The 15,306-nt window shown below is 70.2% G+C and carries 15 protein-coding genes; 11 read left to right on the top strand and 4 right to left on the bottom strand.

The features are described from left to right. Positions 1-50 precede the first annotated feature (50 nt). The 5 genes from ABD437_RS05875 (at position 51) to ABD437_RS05855 (ending at position 4,799) form a co-directional block, all read left to right on the top strand. Positions 51-1,163, top strand: a complete 1,113-nt coding sequence (locus tag ABD437_RS05875) for a sensor histidine kinase (RefSeq protein WP_344647702.1) — start codon at positions 51-53, stop codon at positions 1,161-1,163. Beyond that, positions 1,160-1,810 (top strand): response regulator, encoded by a 651-nt coding sequence (locus tag ABD437_RS05870; protein ID WP_344647701.1) that lies wholly within the window; start codon positions 1,160-1,162, stop codon positions 1,808-1,810. The genes ABD437_RS05875 and ABD437_RS05870 overlap by 4 nt, the downstream gene beginning before the upstream one ends. Positions 1,811-2,187: 377 nt before the next feature. After that, positions 2,188-3,513, top strand: a complete 1,326-nt coding sequence (locus ABD437_RS05865) for an alpha/beta hydrolase family protein (protein ID WP_344647700.1) — start codon at positions 2,188-2,190, stop codon at positions 3,511-3,513. A 99-nt stretch (positions 3,514-3,612) separates the two neighbouring features. Then, a complete protein-coding gene (locus ABD437_RS05860; protein ID WP_344647699.1) occupies positions 3,613-3,897 on the top strand; it encodes a GlsB/YeaQ/YmgE family stress response membrane protein in 285 nt (94 codons plus the stop codon). 146 nt (positions 3,898-4,043) lie between these two features. Next, positions 4,044-4,799, top strand: coding sequence for an ABC transporter permease (locus ABD437_RS05855; protein WP_344647698.1), 756 nt, complete (start codon positions 4,044-4,046; stop codon positions 4,797-4,799). Here the strand turns inward: ABD437_RS05855 and ABD437_RS05850 are convergent. Beyond that, entirely contained in the window at positions 4,783-5,580 is a 798-nt protein-coding gene (locus ABD437_RS05850; RefSeq protein WP_344647697.1) for an arylamine N-acetyltransferase family protein, read from the bottom strand. The two genes, ABD437_RS05855 and ABD437_RS05850, sit on opposite strands and share 17 nt — an antisense overlap. Before the next feature lie 118 nt (positions 5,581-5,698). Here ABD437_RS05850 and ABD437_RS05845 point away from each other — a divergent pair, with 118 nt between their 5' ends. The 4 genes from ABD437_RS05845 to ABD437_RS05830 are packed head-to-tail and all read left to right on the top strand — an operon-like array spanning position 5,699 to position 9,481. Continuing rightward, positions 5,699-6,928 carry an ABC transporter substrate-binding protein gene (locus tag ABD437_RS05845; protein WP_344647696.1) on the top strand — a complete coding sequence of 410 codons (1,230 nt, stop codon included), beginning with the start codon at positions 5,699-5,701 and terminating at the stop codon, positions 6,926-6,928. 29 nt (positions 6,929-6,957) lie between these two features. After that, positions 6,958-7,791 (top strand): carbohydrate ABC transporter permease, encoded by an 834-nt coding sequence (locus tag ABD437_RS05840; protein WP_344648158.1) that lies wholly within the window; start codon positions 6,958-6,960, stop codon positions 7,789-7,791. After that, the gene (locus tag ABD437_RS05835; RefSeq protein WP_344647695.1) at positions 7,788-8,609 is read left to right on the top strand and encodes a carbohydrate ABC transporter permease; all 822 of its coding nucleotides are present in this window, start codon (positions 7,788-7,790) and stop codon (positions 8,607-8,609) included. Before ABD437_RS05840 ends, ABD437_RS05835 begins: the two co-directional genes overlap by 4 nt. Before the next feature lie 35 nt (positions 8,610-8,644). Then, entirely contained in the window at positions 8,645-9,481 is an 837-nt protein-coding gene (locus ABD437_RS05830; RefSeq protein WP_344647694.1) for an alpha/beta hydrolase, read from the top strand. 1,492 nt (positions 9,482-10,973) lie between these two features. Here ABD437_RS05830 and ABD437_RS05825 read toward each other — a convergent pair. Genes ABD437_RS05825 through ABD437_RS05815 form a run of 3 tightly spaced genes read right to left on the bottom strand, consistent with a single transcriptional unit; the run spans position 10,974 to position 13,716 of the window. Further along, positions 10,974-11,354, bottom strand: coding sequence for a MerR family transcriptional regulator (locus ABD437_RS05825; RefSeq protein ID WP_344647693.1), 381 nt, complete (start codon positions 11,352-11,354; stop codon positions 10,974-10,976). A 17-nt stretch (positions 11,355-11,371) separates the two neighbouring features. After that, the gene (locus ABD437_RS05820) at positions 11,372-12,973 is read right to left on the bottom strand and encodes a sensor histidine kinase (RefSeq protein ID WP_344647692.1); all 1,602 of its coding nucleotides are present in this window, start codon (positions 12,971-12,973) and stop codon (positions 11,372-11,374) included. A 2-nt stretch (positions 12,974-12,975) separates the two neighbouring features. Continuing rightward, a complete protein-coding gene (locus ABD437_RS05815; protein WP_344647691.1) occupies positions 12,976-13,716 on the bottom strand; it encodes a response regulator transcription factor in 741 nt (246 codons plus the stop codon). A 282-nt stretch (positions 13,717-13,998) separates the two neighbouring features. Here ABD437_RS05815 and ABD437_RS05810 point away from each other — a divergent pair, with 282 nt between their 5' ends. Together ABD437_RS05810 and ABD437_RS05805 are read left to right on the top strand one after the other, a co-directional pair. Continuing rightward, on the top strand, positions 13,999-14,310 hold the full coding sequence (locus tag ABD437_RS05810) for a hypothetical protein (RefSeq protein WP_344647690.1): 312 nt from the start codon (positions 13,999-14,001) through the stop codon (positions 14,308-14,310). A 54-nt stretch (positions 14,311-14,364) separates the two neighbouring features. Beyond that, positions 14,365-15,294: an LLM class F420-dependent oxidoreductase gene (locus ABD437_RS05805; protein WP_344647689.1), complete on the top strand. Its 930-nt coding sequence runs from the start codon at positions 14,365-14,367 to the stop codon at positions 15,292-15,294. Positions 15,295-15,306 lie beyond the last annotated feature (12 nt).

Genomic DNA, 15,306 nt, shown 5'->3' with positions numbered 1-15,306 from the left:
CGCCTGTGGACAGACGAAAACGGGGCCCGGCGAAAACTAGTCTCGGTGCCGTGGTGACCGAACGCGTCGAATCCTGGCTGCGCCGGCGTCCGGTGCTCGCCGACGTCGGGGTGGCGCTGCTGCTGTGGTCGCTCGACCTGCTCCTCCGGTCGAACCTGATCGTCTCCGGGCTGCTCGCGGCCGCCCTGCTGCTGCGTCGCACCCGCCCGGTCTGGTGCGCCGGGCTCGTCACGGTCGTCGCGTTCACCCAGTGGTTGTTCCTGCCGCACATCGTGCTGCTCGTCGCCGACCTGGCGGTGCCGCTCGCGGTGCACGCCACCGCCGCCTACGGCCCCCGTTGGTCGTCGCGCGCGATGCTCGCCGCCGGCCTGGTCGGGGCCGGTCTCGGCGCTCTCACCTGGCCTCCCGTGCCCGAAGCCACGCTGGGCAGCCACGTGCTCTTCGGTGCCGCGATGGCCAGTTTTGTGCTCACCGGCTGGGCGCTGGGGGCGCTGAAACGGGTCCGCGAGGAGCGTCTCGCGGCGCTGGAGGTCGAGCGCGACCAGAAAGCGCGGCTCGCGGTGTCGGCCGAGCGCACCCGCATCGCCCGCGAGATGCACGACGTCGTCGCCCACTCGCTCGCGATCGTGATCTCGCAGGCCGACGGGGGCCGGTACGCGGGCTCGCCGGAGGCCGCGCAGGCCGCCCTCACCACCATCGGCGAGACCGGCCGCCGGGCGATGGGCGAGACCCGCCGTCTCCTCGGCCTGCTCCGCGAGGAGCCCGACCTCCGCACCCCGCAGCCCAGCCTCCACGACGTTCCCCAGCTGGTCGACCAGGTCCGCGCCGACGGCCTCGACGTCGCCCTCCGCTTCGACCCGCCACCGGCCCCGGTCGGTTCCGGCCTCGGCCTGGCCGTCTACCGGGTCGTCCAGGAGAGCCTCACCAACGTGGTGAAACACGCCGGCCCGGCGGCCCGGGCCTCGGTCGAGGTGCGCTGGTCCCAGTACGAACTACAACTACGCATTTCCGACGACGGGCAAGGCGCCATCGCGGGCGGCGACAGTGGGCACGGCGTCGTGGGGATGCGTGAACGCGTCGCGGCGTACGGTGGCACGATCCGGACCGGACCGGGGCGGCGGGGAGGGCACGAGGTGTTCGCACGGATCCCGACGTCCCCGTGATCTCGGTCGTGCTCGTCGACGACCAGCTGCTCGTGCGGGCGGGGTTCCGGCTGGTCATCGACTCGCAGCCGGACCTGACCGTGGTCGGCGAGGTGGGGGATGGGGCGGCCGCGGTCGCCGAGGTCCAGCGCGTGCGCCCCGACCTCGTGTTGATGGACGTCCGGATGCCGGTCATGGATGGTATCGAGGCCACCCGGCGGATCACCGCTCTCGCCAGCCCGCCGAAGGTCGTCGTCCTGACCACGTACGACCTGGACGAGAACGCGTTGGCGGCGATCCGGGCCGGGGCCAGCGGGTTCCTGCTCAAGGACGGCGCGCCGGAGGACATGCTGGCCGCGCTGCGCACGGTGCACGCCGGGGACGCGGTGATCGCGCCCTCGACGACCCGGCGCTTGTTGGACACGCTCGCGCCCGGCTCGGATCCGGCGGCGGTGCGCGCGGTGGAGTCGCTCACCGGCCGTGAGCGTGACGTGCTGGTGGCGATGGCTCGCGGTTTCTCCAACGCGGAGATCGCCGAGCGGCTGCTGGTCTCGACCGGCACGGTGAAGACCCACGTCGGCCGGATCCTGCACAAACTAGCCGCCCGGGACCGGGTTCAGGCCGTCGTCTGCGCCTACGAATCCGGCCTGATCCGCCCCGGCCACTGATCCGGAGTGCCCGCCGGCCAGGGTGCCCGTCGGTTCGGGGACGCTCGCTGGTTCGGGGCGCTCGCTGGTTCGGGCGCCTGCCGGCCAGGGGTGCGCGCTGGTTCGGGCGCCTGCCGGCCAGGGGTGCCCGCTGGTTCGGGGCGCCTGCTGGCCCGGAATGCCCGCTCGTTCGGGGCACCCACCGGTCTAGGGTGCCCGCCGGTCAGGGGCACCTGCCGGTTCGAGGCGCTGTCGGTGGTGGCGGCTCGAGGGGCAGCGGGTCCCTCTCCGGGTCTACTCGATGTGGCCCGGCGGCAGACGCGGGCCGGATGGTTGCTTACTTAGCGTCGGCGGCGCCCCGAGGCCATCCCGGTCTCGGCCCGACGAGAAGGACCCGGATGCGCCTCACTCCACCCCGCGCCGCGCTGGCCGTTGCCACCGTGGCGACCGCGCTGGCCGGAGCAGCCGCCATCGCCGCCCCACCAGCCACCGCCAAACCCCCCGCAGCAACCGCTCCCGCGAGCCAGGTTCCCGCGAGCCAGGTTCCCGCGAGCCAGGTTCCCGCGAGCCAGGTTCCCGCGAGCCAGGTTCCCGCGAGCCCCGGAGCAACGACTCCCGCGAGCCCGGCCGCGCGGCCCGCGGCCACGGCTCCGTTGCTCACCCTGCCCACGCCCACCGGCACCTACCCGGTCGGCACCACACCGCTCCATCTCGTCGACACCCACCGCCCCGACCCCTGGGGTGACGGCAAGCAGCGCCGGGAACTGATGGTCAACATCTGGTACCCGGCCCGAACGGCGGCTGGCCACGCCCGCTTCCCGTGGCTCACACCCGCGGAAGCCGGCCCCGTCGGACGCGACATCGTGCAGACGCTCACCGGCGCGCCCGGCGTCGTCGGGGGCGTGGAAGCAGTGCGAACGCACGGGGCGGTGGGAGCGCCGGTCGCGACGAAGCCGGGCGGTCACCCGGTCGTGCTGTTCTCGCCGGGCTACGGCGCGGAGCGCAACTCCAGCGCCGCCCTCGTGGAGGAACTGGCCAGCCGCGGCTACGTGGTCGTCACCATCGACCACCCGCACGACGCGATGGCCGTGGAGTTCCCGGACGGGCGGGTCGTGCCGAACACGATCAACGCGCTCGTGGAGAAGGATCCCGACGCGGTCATCCGGAAAGCGCTCGACGTCCGGGTCGCCGACACCCGCTTCGTCCTCGACGAGCTGCAGCGGCGCAACCCGGGCTGGATGCGGCTGGACCACGTGGGCATGGTGGGGCACTCGCTCGGCGGCGCGACCGCGGCCCAGGTCGCGCACGACGACCCTCGCGTGACCGCGGGCATCAACATGGACGGCAACCCGTACGGCTCGGTGGTCACCGACGGCCTCGACAAGCCGTTCCTGCAACTCGCCAGCGGCAGCACCACGCGGGAGAACACCCCGGACTGGGGCACGTTCAAGGACCACCTGCGCGGCTGGCACCGCGAGATCAGGATCGCCGGCACCGAGCACCTGAGCTTCCACGACGTCGTACTGGCCCGGGCGAAGCTGGCGAAGATCCCCGGGGTCGCCCCGGCGATCCTGACCGAGGCGTTCGGGACGCTGGACGGCCGCCGGGCCGTCACGGTGGAACGGGCGTACGTGAGCGCGTTCTTCGATCTGCACCTGCGTGGCGTCGACTGGCACCTGTTCGACCGCGCCGTACCAGCGTTCCCAGAGGTCACAATCGTCTGAGGGCCATCTCAGGGGTGATCTCCGGTGCTTCCCCGATGGGCGCGGCCGCGCGTCGGCGCGACGCTGGAGGGACGAAATCCTCGTCCATCGGAGAGAGCCGTGGAGATCGACGGAATCATTTCTGCCCTCATCGTCGGCGCGATCATCGGTGCGCTCGGCCGGTTGGTCGTGCCGGGTAAGCAGCGGGTCGGCTGGCTGATGACGTTCGTCGTCGGCATCGTCGCCGCGCTGGTCGGCACGGGCGTCGCGAGCGTGCTCGGGGTCGCGGACACGCCCGGCGTCGACTGGATCGAGCTGGCCGCCCAGGTCACGCTCGCCGGTATCGGCGTGTCGCTGGTGTCCAACTCCGCGAAGGACCGTCCGAAGATCACGTCCGGACGCTGACCCCGCTCAGACCCCTGGCCGCACGCCCGACCCTCGTCGCGGCCAGGTGACCACTCCCGCCCTGGGCACTGCCGGGCGGGGGTGGTCGTCCGCGGTCCGGCCACCCCTTTCCCGCCGGGCCGCGGACTTCGGGGCATAGTGGCCCGATGATCGAGGTGGGGCCGCGGCTCGCCGTCGCGCTCGTGCTCCTGACGGTGATCACCGCGCTGGTCGTGGGGTTCGGGCAGCTCGGTTCGCGGCGTTCGATCCCGATCGCGGCCGCCCGGGCCACGCTCCAGCTCGGCGCGGTGTCGCTGCTGATCGCGGCGATCGTCTCGTCGCTCTGGTTCACCGCGTTGTTCGTCGTCGCGATGGTGTCGACCGCGGCCTGGACGTCGGGTCAGCGGATCACCCGCGCCGACCGACGCCGCCGGCGGGTGACCGCCGCCCTGTGGGCGGCCGTGCCGATCGCGACGGGCAGCCTGCCGATCGTCCTCGGGTTGATCGCCGGTGGGCTGGTGCCGGTCGAGGGCATCACGATCGTCCCGATCGCCGGGATCCTCATCGGCGGCGCGATGACCGCCACGTCGCTGGCCGGGCGCCGCGCGCTCGACGAGCTCGGGACCCGCCGCGGCGAGGTCGAGGCGGCGTTGTCCCTCGGTTTCCTCGACCGGGACGCCGCGCTGGAGATCTGCCGCCCCTCGGCCGGTCAGGCGCTCGTGCCCGCGCTCGACCAGACCCGCACGGTCGGGCTGGTCACGCTGCCGGGTGCGTTCGTCGGCGTGCTGCTCGGTGGAGGCAGCGCGGTCGAGGCGGGGGCCACTCAGCTCCTCGTGCTCGTCGGGCTGCTCGCGGTCGAGTCGATCGCGATCGTCCTGGTCACCGAACTCGTCGCGCGAGGCAAGGTCAGAACAGCCGCTTGAGGGTGTCGTCGATGCCGGCCGGTAGCTCGATGAGGAAGTCGTCGGTCAGTACGGTGCGCAGCTCGGCCAGGGTGTCGATCTCGCGCCGGTCGGGCGTGCCGTCGGACGCGTACGCGGTGAAGGAACGTCCGGCCAGCGCCAACCGCTGCCCGTCACGCGTCGGCCTGGCCGCGGTCAAGCCACGGACGAAATGCGATTTCGGCGACGTCGAGAGGAACCAGTTCGGGGCCTCGTCGTCCACCGGGAACGCCGGCGTGAGGTCGAAGCGGTAGGTCGTGCGCCATTCGCCCCGCAACCGCACCTGCTGACGCCACGCGCCGAGCGGACTTTCCGCGTGGAGAAGCCGGAAAACGCCGTGCGGGGTCTCCTGCTCGACGTCGGGCTCCACACGCAACGGCGCGGTGAGGGTCATCGCTCCGAAACCGACGTCGGTGACGTACGGCGCTCCCGCGACGTCGACGTGGAGCAGTTTGTGGGCACGTGGGGTGACGTCGTCATCGGAGCCGCCCCAGACCACGCGGGCCTGCAGGCCGGTCGTGGTGAAGCCGATCTCGTCCAGTGCGGATTTCAGCAGGCGGTTGTGCTCGAAGCAGTAACCGCCCCGGTGGCGGTGCACCAGCTTCTCGCGCAGCGTGTCCAGGTCCACCGGGACGCCGGAGAACGGGTCGAGGTTCTCGAACGGGATCGTCGTGGCGTGGGCGTAGGTCAGCGCTTCGAGGGTCCGGAGGTCGGCCGCCACCGGGCCGTCGTGCCCGATCCGGCTCAGGTACGCGTTGCTCATGTTTTCCACCGTCACATCTGCACTGCGGTTGAGGTCAAGAATGCGCGGGTAAGGGGTGCGCACCCCTTCGGATCGGTCGGTGATGCCCGTGTCTGTCGGTCGAGCGCGTCCTTTCGTCGTGAGCCTGATCCTCGTGGCCGGGTTCCTCACGGCCTGTGCCGGCGACGGTTCCCGGACGACGATCACGTTCTTCCAGTTCAAGCCCGAAGCCCAGGCCTATTTCCAGGACCTGGCCGATCAATTCGAGAAAGCCAACCCCGACGTCCGGGTGGTGGTGGACAACCCGGCCGAACCCGAGACCGCGCTGCGTACCCGGCTGGTGAAGAACGACGTCCCCGACGTGATGTCGCTGAACGCGAACGGTGCTTTCGGCGAGTGGGCCACGGCCGAGATCTTCCGTGATTTCCGGGACGAGCCGATTCTCGACGACGTCAACCCGGCCTACGTCGACATCGTCAAGAACCTCGGCCAGGGGACGCCCGGCGAGGTGAACGGAGTACCGTTCGCGGCCAACGCCAGCGGGCTGCTCTACAACGAGCAGCTCTTCGCCCAGCAGAGAATCGCGGCGCCGCGGACGTTCGACGAACTCGTCGACGCGGCCGAGAAGTTCAAAGCGGCAGGCATCACGCCGTTCTACGGAATGCTCGCCGACACCTGGACCGCCCAGTCCCCGCTCGCTCCGCTCACCGCCCAGACCCAGGGCGACACGTTCTTCGACGACCGGTTCGCCGGCCGGACCGACTTCGCCACCGGCTGGCACGAGGCGATGGAGAAGCTCGCCCAGCTCTTCCGGTACACCCAGCCCGACCCGCTGTCCAAAGGCTACGAGGACGGCACGGCCGCTTTCGCCCGTGGGGAAGTGGCGATGCTGCTGCTCGGCAGCTACGCCATTCCGCAGATCCGGGCCGGGAAGCCGAAGTTCGAGATCGGCAGCATCGCGTTGCCCGCCACCGACGATCCGTCGAAAACGACGCTCGTGTCCGGCGTCGACGTCGTGCTGACCGCCTCCCGCGACGGCGAGCACCCCGACGAGTCGCAGCGCTTCATCGATTTCCTGATGGGGGAGCAGGTCGTGAGCGAATACTGCAAGGCCCAAGTGGCCGTGCCCACCCGGAAAGGCCTCACGAACACCGATCCGGCGCTCGCCGGCGTCCAGCCCTACGTCGAGTCCGGACGGATCGTCGGCTTCACCGACCACCAGTTCATCCCGGCGATCCCGCTCGGCCCGCTGCTGCAGACGTTCGTGGTCGACGGCGACGTGGACGCTTTCCTGCACGACCTGGACGACTCGTGGGACAAGGTCGCCAAGCGCCGCACCTGGGGTCTCGGGGCGGTGAAGCAAGGGTGACCGGACGTGTGCCACGGGCGTTCTACCTGATGGTGTTGCCGGCGTTCGTGTTGTTCTTCGTCTTCCACACGATCCCGGTACTGCAGGGCATCTACTACAGCTTCACCGACTCCCCGGGCTACGGTCCGTCCGACCTCGTCGGTTTCCAGAACTACATCGCGTTGTTCACCGACGGCCGGGTGTTGCACGCCTACTGGTTCACGCTGCTGATCGCGGCGGTCGCGACCGTGCTGGTCAACGTCGTCGCGCTGGCCATCGCACTCGGGCTCAACAGCCGGATCAAATTCAAGACGACGCTCCGCGGCATCTATTTCATCCCGAACGTGCTCGCGATCCTCGTCGTCGGCTACATCTTCGCCTACCTCTTCAACAACTCGCTCCCGGCGTTCGCGACGAAGCTCGGGATCGACTCGCTCTCCACGTCGCTGCTGACCGATTCCTCGACGGCCTGGATCGGGATCGTGATCCTCGCGGTCTGGCAGGCGGCCGCGTTCAACATCATCATCTACATCGCCGGCCTGCAGACCGTTCCGGCCGACCTCTACGAAGCCGCCGACCTCGACGGCGCGTCGACCTGGCGACAGTTCCGCAGCATCACGTTCCCGATGATCGCCGGGTTCTTCACGATCAACATGGTGCTGTCGCTCAAATCGTTCCTGCAGATCTTCGACCACATCATGGCGCTGACCAACGGCGGTCCGGGAACGGACACCGAGTCGGTGTCGGTGCTGATCTACAAAGGCGGGTTCCAGGGCGGCGAGTACGGCTACCAGAGCGCGAACTCGGTCGTCTTCTTCCTCATCATCGTGGCGCTCTCGATCATGCAGTTGCGTGTGCTCCAGCGGCGGGAGGTGTCGGTGTGAAAGCGGCTCGCACCAACTGGTGGCTCACGGCACTGCTCGCCGTGCTGGCCCTGACGATCCTGATCCCGCTGTACTTCGCGATCGTCACGGCGTTGAAAACGACCGACCAGCTCGGCGGCACCGGATTCGGCCTACCCGACCGGGTGCGGTGGGAGAACTTCGCCGACGCCTGGCGGCTGACGAACTTCCCGAAGACCGCGTTGAACAGCGCGCTGATCACGGTCGGGGCGGTGGTGCTCACGCTGCTGACGAATTCCATGGTGGCGTACGCGATCGCGCGGAACATGCACCGGCGGCTGTTCCGGATCCTCTTCTACTATTTCGTCTCGGCCCTGTTCGTGCCGTTCCCGATCATCATGCTGCCGGTGGCGAAACTGACCGCGCTGCTGCGGCTCGACAATCCCGGCGGCCTGATCCTGCTCTACGTGGTCTACGGCCTCGCGTTCAACATCTTCATCTTCACCGCGTACATCAACTCGATCCCGCGTGAGTTGGAGGAAGCGGCGGTCACCGACGGCGCGAGCACGTGGGGCGTGTTCTGGCGGATCATCTTCCCGCTGCTCGCCCCGATGAACGCGACCGTGGGAATCCTGACCTGCCTGTGGGCCTGGAACGACTTCCTGTTGCCGCTGGTGATCCTGTCCGACCCCGGCTGGGCCACGCTGCCGCTGGTGCAATACGTGTTCCAGAGCCAGTTCCAGACGAACTACCCGGCGGCGTTCGCGAGCTACCTGATGGCGATGGCGCCGATGTTGATCGTCTACCTGTTCGCCCAGCGCTGGGTGATCTCCGGAGTTACGCGGGGAGCGATCAAGTGAGCGTTCTGTCGTAGGGGTGGCCTAGCGTTCCGGGCATGAGGATTCAGGGGGTCGCGGCCGGGGTGCCGTTCGTGGCGTTGCCGCCCGCTCACGGCGGTGCGGCACCGCTCGTCGTCGTCTGGCATCTGATGGATTCGCCGCGCACCGAGGTGGCGATGGCGGCCGCGCTGCCGCTGGAGGACGTGCCGGCCTGGCGGGTGTACCTGGGGTTGCCGCTGATGAGCTCACGCACCCCCGCCGGCGGGTTCGACGAGATCATGGCGCTGGTCCGCGACGACACGCTGCTCAAGTGCCACGGCGCGGTGATCACCCAGGCCGCCGCCGAGTTCCCAGCCGTGCTCGACGCCCTGCGCGAACAGCTGCCGCTGGCGCAGGGGCCGCTGTTCCTGGTCGGCGGTTCGGCGGGCGGCGGGGCCGCGCTGCTCACGCTCACCGAGTCGCCGCACCCCATCGCGGGGCTGGTGGCGATCAACGCGGCGATCCGGGCCACGACGTTGGTGGAGCTGGTCGAACAGGGGATGGGCATCGAATACCAGTGGTCCGCGGAGTCGAGGGCCCTGGCCGGGCGGCTCGATTTTGTCGACCGCGCCGCCGAGATCATGGCGCGGCGCCCGCAGCCCGACGTACTGATCGTCAGCGGCCAGGAAGACCACAAGTCCTTCCAGGACGACGCCTTGGAGTTGCGTCGAGCCCTGGGCGACCATCGCGACGGCGGAGTGGTGGTGCTGACGCGGATCGAAGGCCTGGCCCATCCGTTGGCGCTGGAGCCGGGCCTGGAGGCGGCCCCCCAAACTCCCGCGGCGGCCGCCGTGGAGGCCGAGGTATCAGCCTTCCTCAAAGCCCGAATCCCCGCGCCCCCCACCGAGCCGTAGCCCGGGCCCGCTCTACTAGCCCGCCCCCGCCCCGCCCCCGCGAAGGGCCCTCCACGCGATCGCACTTCGGCCAACGGTGCCCTCGCCGCCCGACTGCGGATCCCCGATCGTGCGGCGCCCGCCCGCACGACGCTCATGTGCGGGGCTGGTGTGTGCGGGGCTGGTGTGTGCGGGGCTGGTGTGTGCGGGGCTGGTGTGTGCGGGGCTGGTGTGTGCGGGGCTGGTGTGTGCGGGGCTCGTGTGTGCGGGGCTCGTGTGTGCGGGGGCCCGTGTGTGCGGCGCCCGGTGCGTGCCGGGCTCGTCCGTGCCAGGCTCGTCCGTGCCGGGCTCGTCCGTGCGGCGCCCGGCTACGTGCCCCCGATCGCGCCGCGCTCGTGTGTGCGGGGCTCGTCGTACGGCGCCTGTATGCGGCGTTCGTCCGTACGGCGCCCGTGTGTGCGGCGTTCGTCCGTGCCGTGCTCGGCCGTGCCGTGCTCGTCCGTGCGACGCCCGACTGCACCCCCCGATCGCGCCGCGCTCGTGTGTGCGGCGCTCGTCCATGCGGCGCTCGTCCATGCGGCGCTCGTCCATGCGGCGCTCGTCCATGCGGCGCTCGTCCGTACGGCGCTCGTCCGTACGGCGCCCGTGTGCGGCGACTGGCCGTGCGTGCGGCGGCTAGCCGTGCTGCCGCCATGTATGCGGCGGTCAACCGCGCTGCGGCGATACGTGCGAAGTCTTCACGGCACGCGTGCCGTCAGCGGACTGACCGCCAGCAGGGGCTTGAGCACCCTCAGCCCATCCTGCGCTGCGTGCCGATTGCCCGCGCCACCTCCGGTCGCCAGGTTCCAGCCCGCCGGCCCACGCCGCACTCCCGCCCATCGCAACCCCGGCCCAGCGCGATCCCGGTTCACTGCGCACCCCACCGACCGCCCCCAGCCGACAGCACCACTAGCCGTGCCGCCTTGACCCTTCACGCCACGGCGGCCCCTCGCGCTACGGCGGCCCCTCGCGCTACGGCGGCCCCTCGCGCTACGGCGGCCCCTCGCGCTACGGCGGCCCCTCGCGCTACGGCGGCCCCTCGCACTACGGCGGCCCCTCGCACTACGGCGGCCCCTCGCACTACGGCGGCCCTTCGCACTACGGCGGCCCTTCGCACTACGGCAGCCCTTCGCACTACGGCAGCCCTTCGCACTACTGGACCCTTTGCGCCACGGCGCCCCTTTCGCCACGGCGGCCCTTTGCGCGCCACCGCGGTCCCTGCTCCACTGCGGCCGTCGCGCCACTGCGGCCCCTCGCGCCACCAAGCCCGCTCGGCTCACCCTGTGCACCCACCTGACCCACCTGGCTCAGTCGCCCCACCTGGCTCAACAGTGAACGGCTTGTTGACCGCGCAGCCGTTCGCCGGAGATCCCAGCGCGCTGTAGATCCTCGTCTGCACCGACATCGCGCTGGCGCTGCTCTGCCTACCACTTCTGTGGTCCCGATCGCGGCCGTCGAGGAGCGCGCAAATGCCTCACGCGGTGGGAGTGCGCGCCGCCAGTTCAGAGCGGTAGAAGGTCACCTTGTGCCGAATGTGCGACTGCTGCGCCCGCAACCGGGCGATCTGGTCCTCCACGGCACGGTCGTGTTCCTCCAACAGCGCTATCCGTTCGGCGAGTGATTCGTCGCCAGCGCGGGCGAGGTCGGCGTATCGCTGCATCTGGGCGATCGGCATCCCGGTGTCGCGCAGGCACCGCAGGATCCCCAGCCAGGCCACGTCGTCTTCGGTGAAGATCCGCTGCCCACCGGGGGTGCGCGCCAACTCGTCGAGCAACCCGATTTTGTCGTAGTAGCGCAGGGTGTCGAGGCTGAAGCCGGTCTTCTCGGCGGCCTGGCTCGGTGAGTAGCTCTGCATGTCTCTACCCAACACCCTCACCCACGGGAGCTGGAACCGGACGGCTGCGGATAGTCCACGCCCCCGGCCTGGTCGACCTCCGCCCCACCATCAAGCCCAGCCCGGGAACCGACCTCGAACTCCGACCCGGCCCCACCGGAACCAGAGATCCCTACCCGCTCCAGCGGCAACCGCACCACGAAGCTCGCGCCCTTCCCGACCGCGGTCTCCACCCGCACCGAGCCGCTGTGCGCCGCCACCAACGCCGCCACGATCGACAGGCCCAACCCCGACCCACCGTGCGCCCGGCTCCGCGCCGGATCGGTCCGGTAGAACCGCTCGAACACCCGCTCCGCCTGGTCCGGTTCCAGCCCGGGCCCGGCGTCCACGACGGCCACCATCACGTCCGAACCGTCCACCGAGAGGCGCAGCTCCACCGACGTCCCGGCCGGCGTGTGGATCGTCGCGTTCGACAGCAGGTTGTCGAGCACCTGGCGCAGCCGCGCGCTGTCCCCGGTCACGGTGAGCGGCTCGTCGGTGTCGATGCGCAGCTCGATCGGATGTGACGACGCGACGATCCGGGCGCCCTCCACCGCGTCGACGGCCAGTTGGAGCAGGTCCACCGGCCGCATCTCGATCGGGCGCTGCTGGTCCAGGCGGGCGAGCAGCATCAGGTCGTCGACGAGCAGCCCCATCCGCATCGCCTCGACCTCGATCTTCTCCATGACGCGGTCGACGGCGTGCCGGTCGTCGGGCACGGCGCCCTGCCGGTACAGCTCGGCGAAACCGCGGATCGAGGTCAGCGGGGTGCGCAGTTCGTGGCTGGCGTCGGCGACGAAGCGGCGCATCCGGTCCTCGGACGCGCGTGCGCTCGCCTCGGAGGCCTCGCGCTCGGTGAACGCGGTCTCGATCTGTTCGAGCATGGAGTTGAGCGCGGTGGCCAGCCGCCCGACCTCGGTGCGCTCACCCCCGGGCCGGACACGTTGCCCCAGGTCACCGCCGGCGATGGCGGCCGCGATCGTCTCGACTTCGCGCAGCCGCCGCAGGCTGGAACGGACGACGGCCCAGCCCACCCCGGCGAGCGCGAACAGCGTGACGGCGCCGGTGCCGGCGTCGATCGCGATCAGCCGCTTGACCGTGTCGTCGACCTCGTCGTAACTGATGCCGACGACGAGGAGCCCCTCCTCGTCGGAGAGGTAGCGGACGGTCATCCGCCACTTGTGCCCGGCTCCGGTCGGCTCGGCGTCGAAGTAGCTCTCGTCGAGCCGCCGCAGCGTGTCTTCGTCGTCGAAATTCGGCAGTTTCGGTGCGGTCTGGTCGCTGCCGGCCGGGCGGTTGAGCCGCACGACCGGAGTGTCGCCCGGCGGGCGGTAGTAGACGAACGACGCGTCTTCGGTGCGGTCGTTCTCGGTGCCCGACGTCTCCGGAGGGTTGTGGCTGTACCGGTTCGTGGTGCCGCGGATCTGGCCGTCGAGGCGGTCGATCAGGTATCCGCGCAGCGCGAGCGTGCCGGTGACGCCGGTGACGACCAGCGCGATCGACAGCAGCGTGACCAGCGCCGCCACCAGTTTGACGCCGAGCGGCAGCACGTCCGGGGCAGCCCTGACCGCGGTGAGCACTCGACCCAATGAGCGCTTCACGATCAAGTCCGCGGCACTCGCAACGCGTATCCCACACCGCGGATCGTATGGATCAACCGCGGTTCGGTGGTGTCGACTTTCTTACGCAAATACGAAACGTACGACTCGACGATGTTCGAGTCGCGTCCGAAGTCGTAGTGCCAGACGTGGTCGAGGATGACCGCCTTCGACAGCGCCTTGCCCGGGTTGTCGAGGAAGTACTGCAGCAGCCGGAACTCGGTCGGCGACAGCGTCACCGGTTTGCCGGCTTTCCAGACCTCGTGGGTTTCGCGGTCGACCTCGATGTCGGCGAACGTGGTGCGTGCCGACACGTCGGGAACGCGTTCCGGGGCGGGGGAGACGGGCGCGGTCTCGGCGGTGCGGCGGAGCACCGCGCGTACCCGGGCGAGCACCTCGCCGAGGCTGAACGGTTTCGTGACGTAGTCGTCGGCGCCGAGGGTCAGGCCGCTGATCTTGTCGTCGGTGCCGTCGCGGGCGGTGAGGAACAGCACCGGGATCCTGGTGCCGCTGCCGCGCAGCAGCCGGAGCACCTCGAACCCGTCCATGTCCGGGAGCATCACGTCGAGGACGATGAGGTCGGGCGTGAACGTGCTGGTCGCCGCCACGGCTTCGCGGCCGGTGGTGGCGGTACGGACCTCGAAGCCGGCGTAGCTGAGGCTGGTGTCGAGCAGTTCGACGATGTTGGGCTCGTCGTCGACGACGAGCAGCCGCGCCTCTGGTGCCGCGGCCTCGCGGTCGGCCATGACACTCCTCGGCTCGGCGGGTGAACTGGGCAGCGTGGCCGTACGAGCGGCCAGCCAGTTCATCATCCCACCCTCCGAGGTGAGCAGCGACGAAGCGTAGTAGCTAACAACTCACCCAACACAGTGCCAACAATGGCACCAGATGTCGGTATCCGCGCTGGTAGTAAGCGGTTTGGGTACTGACGTTCAGCGATCTCCAACGTTTCTCCGACCGTTTGCACATGTCCGTATAGCGATGTTTCGGTGGAAATGTCATTTCGGAGAACCATTCGGGGGTTACTGATGGTCACCACGAAGAAGATCGCCGCCGGCCTGGTGCTGGGCGCTGCGCTGACCGGTCCGTTCGCCGCGATCCCGGCCCAGGCCGCCCAGCCGGACCGAACCAGCCAGGCCGCCCCGGCCACGGACCGGCACGGCCGGGTGGAGGGCACGTACCGCAACCACGACGCGTGCGAGGACGCCGGTCGGCGCGGCCAGCGGTACCACCGCTGGAAGTGGTTCGACTGCGACCGCCGCGACCACGGCCGTGGGCACGACCGCCGCGACGGTCGTCACCACGACCGGGACGACTGGGTGCTGAAGGTCTACCGCTGAGACGACCGCAGCCGCACCGGAGCGAGCACTGAGCGGCGTGTGAGTATGGCGGTCATGAAGTTGCGCGTATTCACTGAGCCCCAGCAAGGCGCCGACTACGAGACGTTGCTCGCGGTGGCGCAGGCCGCCGAGGAGCTCGGCTACGAGGCGTTCTTCCGTTCCGACCACTACGTCTCGATGGGGAGCGTCGACGGCCTGCCCGGTCCCACCGACACCTGGCTCACGCTGGGCGCGATCGCCCGCGAGACCTCCCGGATCCGCCTCGGCACGCTCGTGACCTCGGCGACGTTCCGGTACCCGGGTCCGCTGGCGGTCGCGGTCGCCCAGGTCGACCGGATGAGCGGCGGACGCGTCGACTTCGGCCTCGGCGCCGGCTGGTTCGAGGCCGAGCACAAGGCGTACGCGATTCCGTTCCCGCCGCTCGGCGAGCGCTTCGACCGGCTCGAGGAGCAGCTGGAGATCATCACCGGCCTCTGGGCGACGCCGGAGGGCGAGACCTACTCGTTCGACGGCAAGCACTACCAGATCGTCGACTCGCCGGCGCTGCCGAAGCCGGCCCAGAGCCCGCGTCCGCCGATCGTCATCGGCGGCAAGGGCAAGAAGCGCACCCCGGCGCTGACCGTGAAGTACGCGGACGAGTTCAACGTCCCGTTCGACTCGGTCGAGGCCGTCGGAGCGCAGTTCGACGTCGTGCGTTCGGCCGCCGAGGCCGCGGGGCGCGACCCGAAGGAGATCGTCCTCTCGGCGGCGCAGATCGTGGTCTGCGGCCGGGACGACGCCGAGATCGCGCGCCGGGCGGCCGCCGTCGGCCGCGAGGTCGCCGAGCTGCGTGAGAACGGCCTCTGCGGCACGCCGGACGAGGTGGCCGCGAAGCTGCGCACGTTCGGCGACATCGGCGCCGAGCGGATGTACCTCCAGTTCCTGGACCTGCAGGACACCGACCACCTGGCGCTGATCGCGAACGAGGTCGCGCCGCAGGTCTGAACGGGTGGGCGG

Origin of the sequence: Cryptosporangium japonicum (genome assembly GCF_039524755.1) — a bacterium.
GTDB lineage: Bacteria > Actinomycetota > Actinomycetes > Mycobacteriales > Cryptosporangiaceae > Cryptosporangium > Cryptosporangium japonicum.
The sequence above is the reverse complement of the archived record's forward strand: the minus strand, read 5'-3'. Positions and strand labels throughout refer to the sequence as shown.

Bases quoted from the DNA above. Each gene is read 5' to 3' on its own strand.
- ABD437_RS05865 (WP_344647700.1), top strand. From the start codon at position 2,188: ATGCGCCTCACTCCACCCCGCGCCGCGCTGGCCGTTGCCACCGTGGCG.
- ABD437_RS05850 (WP_344647697.1), bottom strand. From the start codon at position 5,580: ATGAGCAACGCGTACCTGAGCCGGATCGGGCACGACGGCCCGGTGGCG.
- ABD437_RS05840 (WP_344648158.1), top strand. From the start codon at position 6,958: ATGGTGTTGCCGGCGTTCGTGTTGTTCTTCGTCTTCCACACGATCCCG.
- ABD437_RS05825 (WP_344647693.1), bottom strand. From the start codon at position 11,354: ATGCAGAGCTACTCACCGAGCCAGGCCGCCGAGAAGACCGGCTTCAGC.
- ABD437_RS05805 (WP_344647689.1), top strand. From the start codon at position 14,365: ATGAAGTTGCGCGTATTCACTGAGCCCCAGCAAGGCGCCGACTACGAG.
- ABD437_RS05810 (WP_344647690.1), top strand. From the start codon at position 13,999: ATGGTCACCACGAAGAAGATCGCCGCCGGCCTGGTGCTGGGCGCTGCG.
- ABD437_RS05855 (WP_344647698.1), top strand. From the start codon at position 4,044: ATGATCGAGGTGGGGCCGCGGCTCGCCGTCGCGCTCGTGCTCCTGACG.
- ABD437_RS05830 (WP_344647694.1), top strand. From the start codon at position 8,645: ATGAGGATTCAGGGGGTCGCGGCCGGGGTGCCGTTCGTGGCGTTGCCG.
- ABD437_RS05815 (WP_344647691.1), bottom strand. From the start codon at position 13,716: ATGGCCGACCGCGAGGCCGCGGCACCAGAGGCGCGGCTGCTCGTCGTC.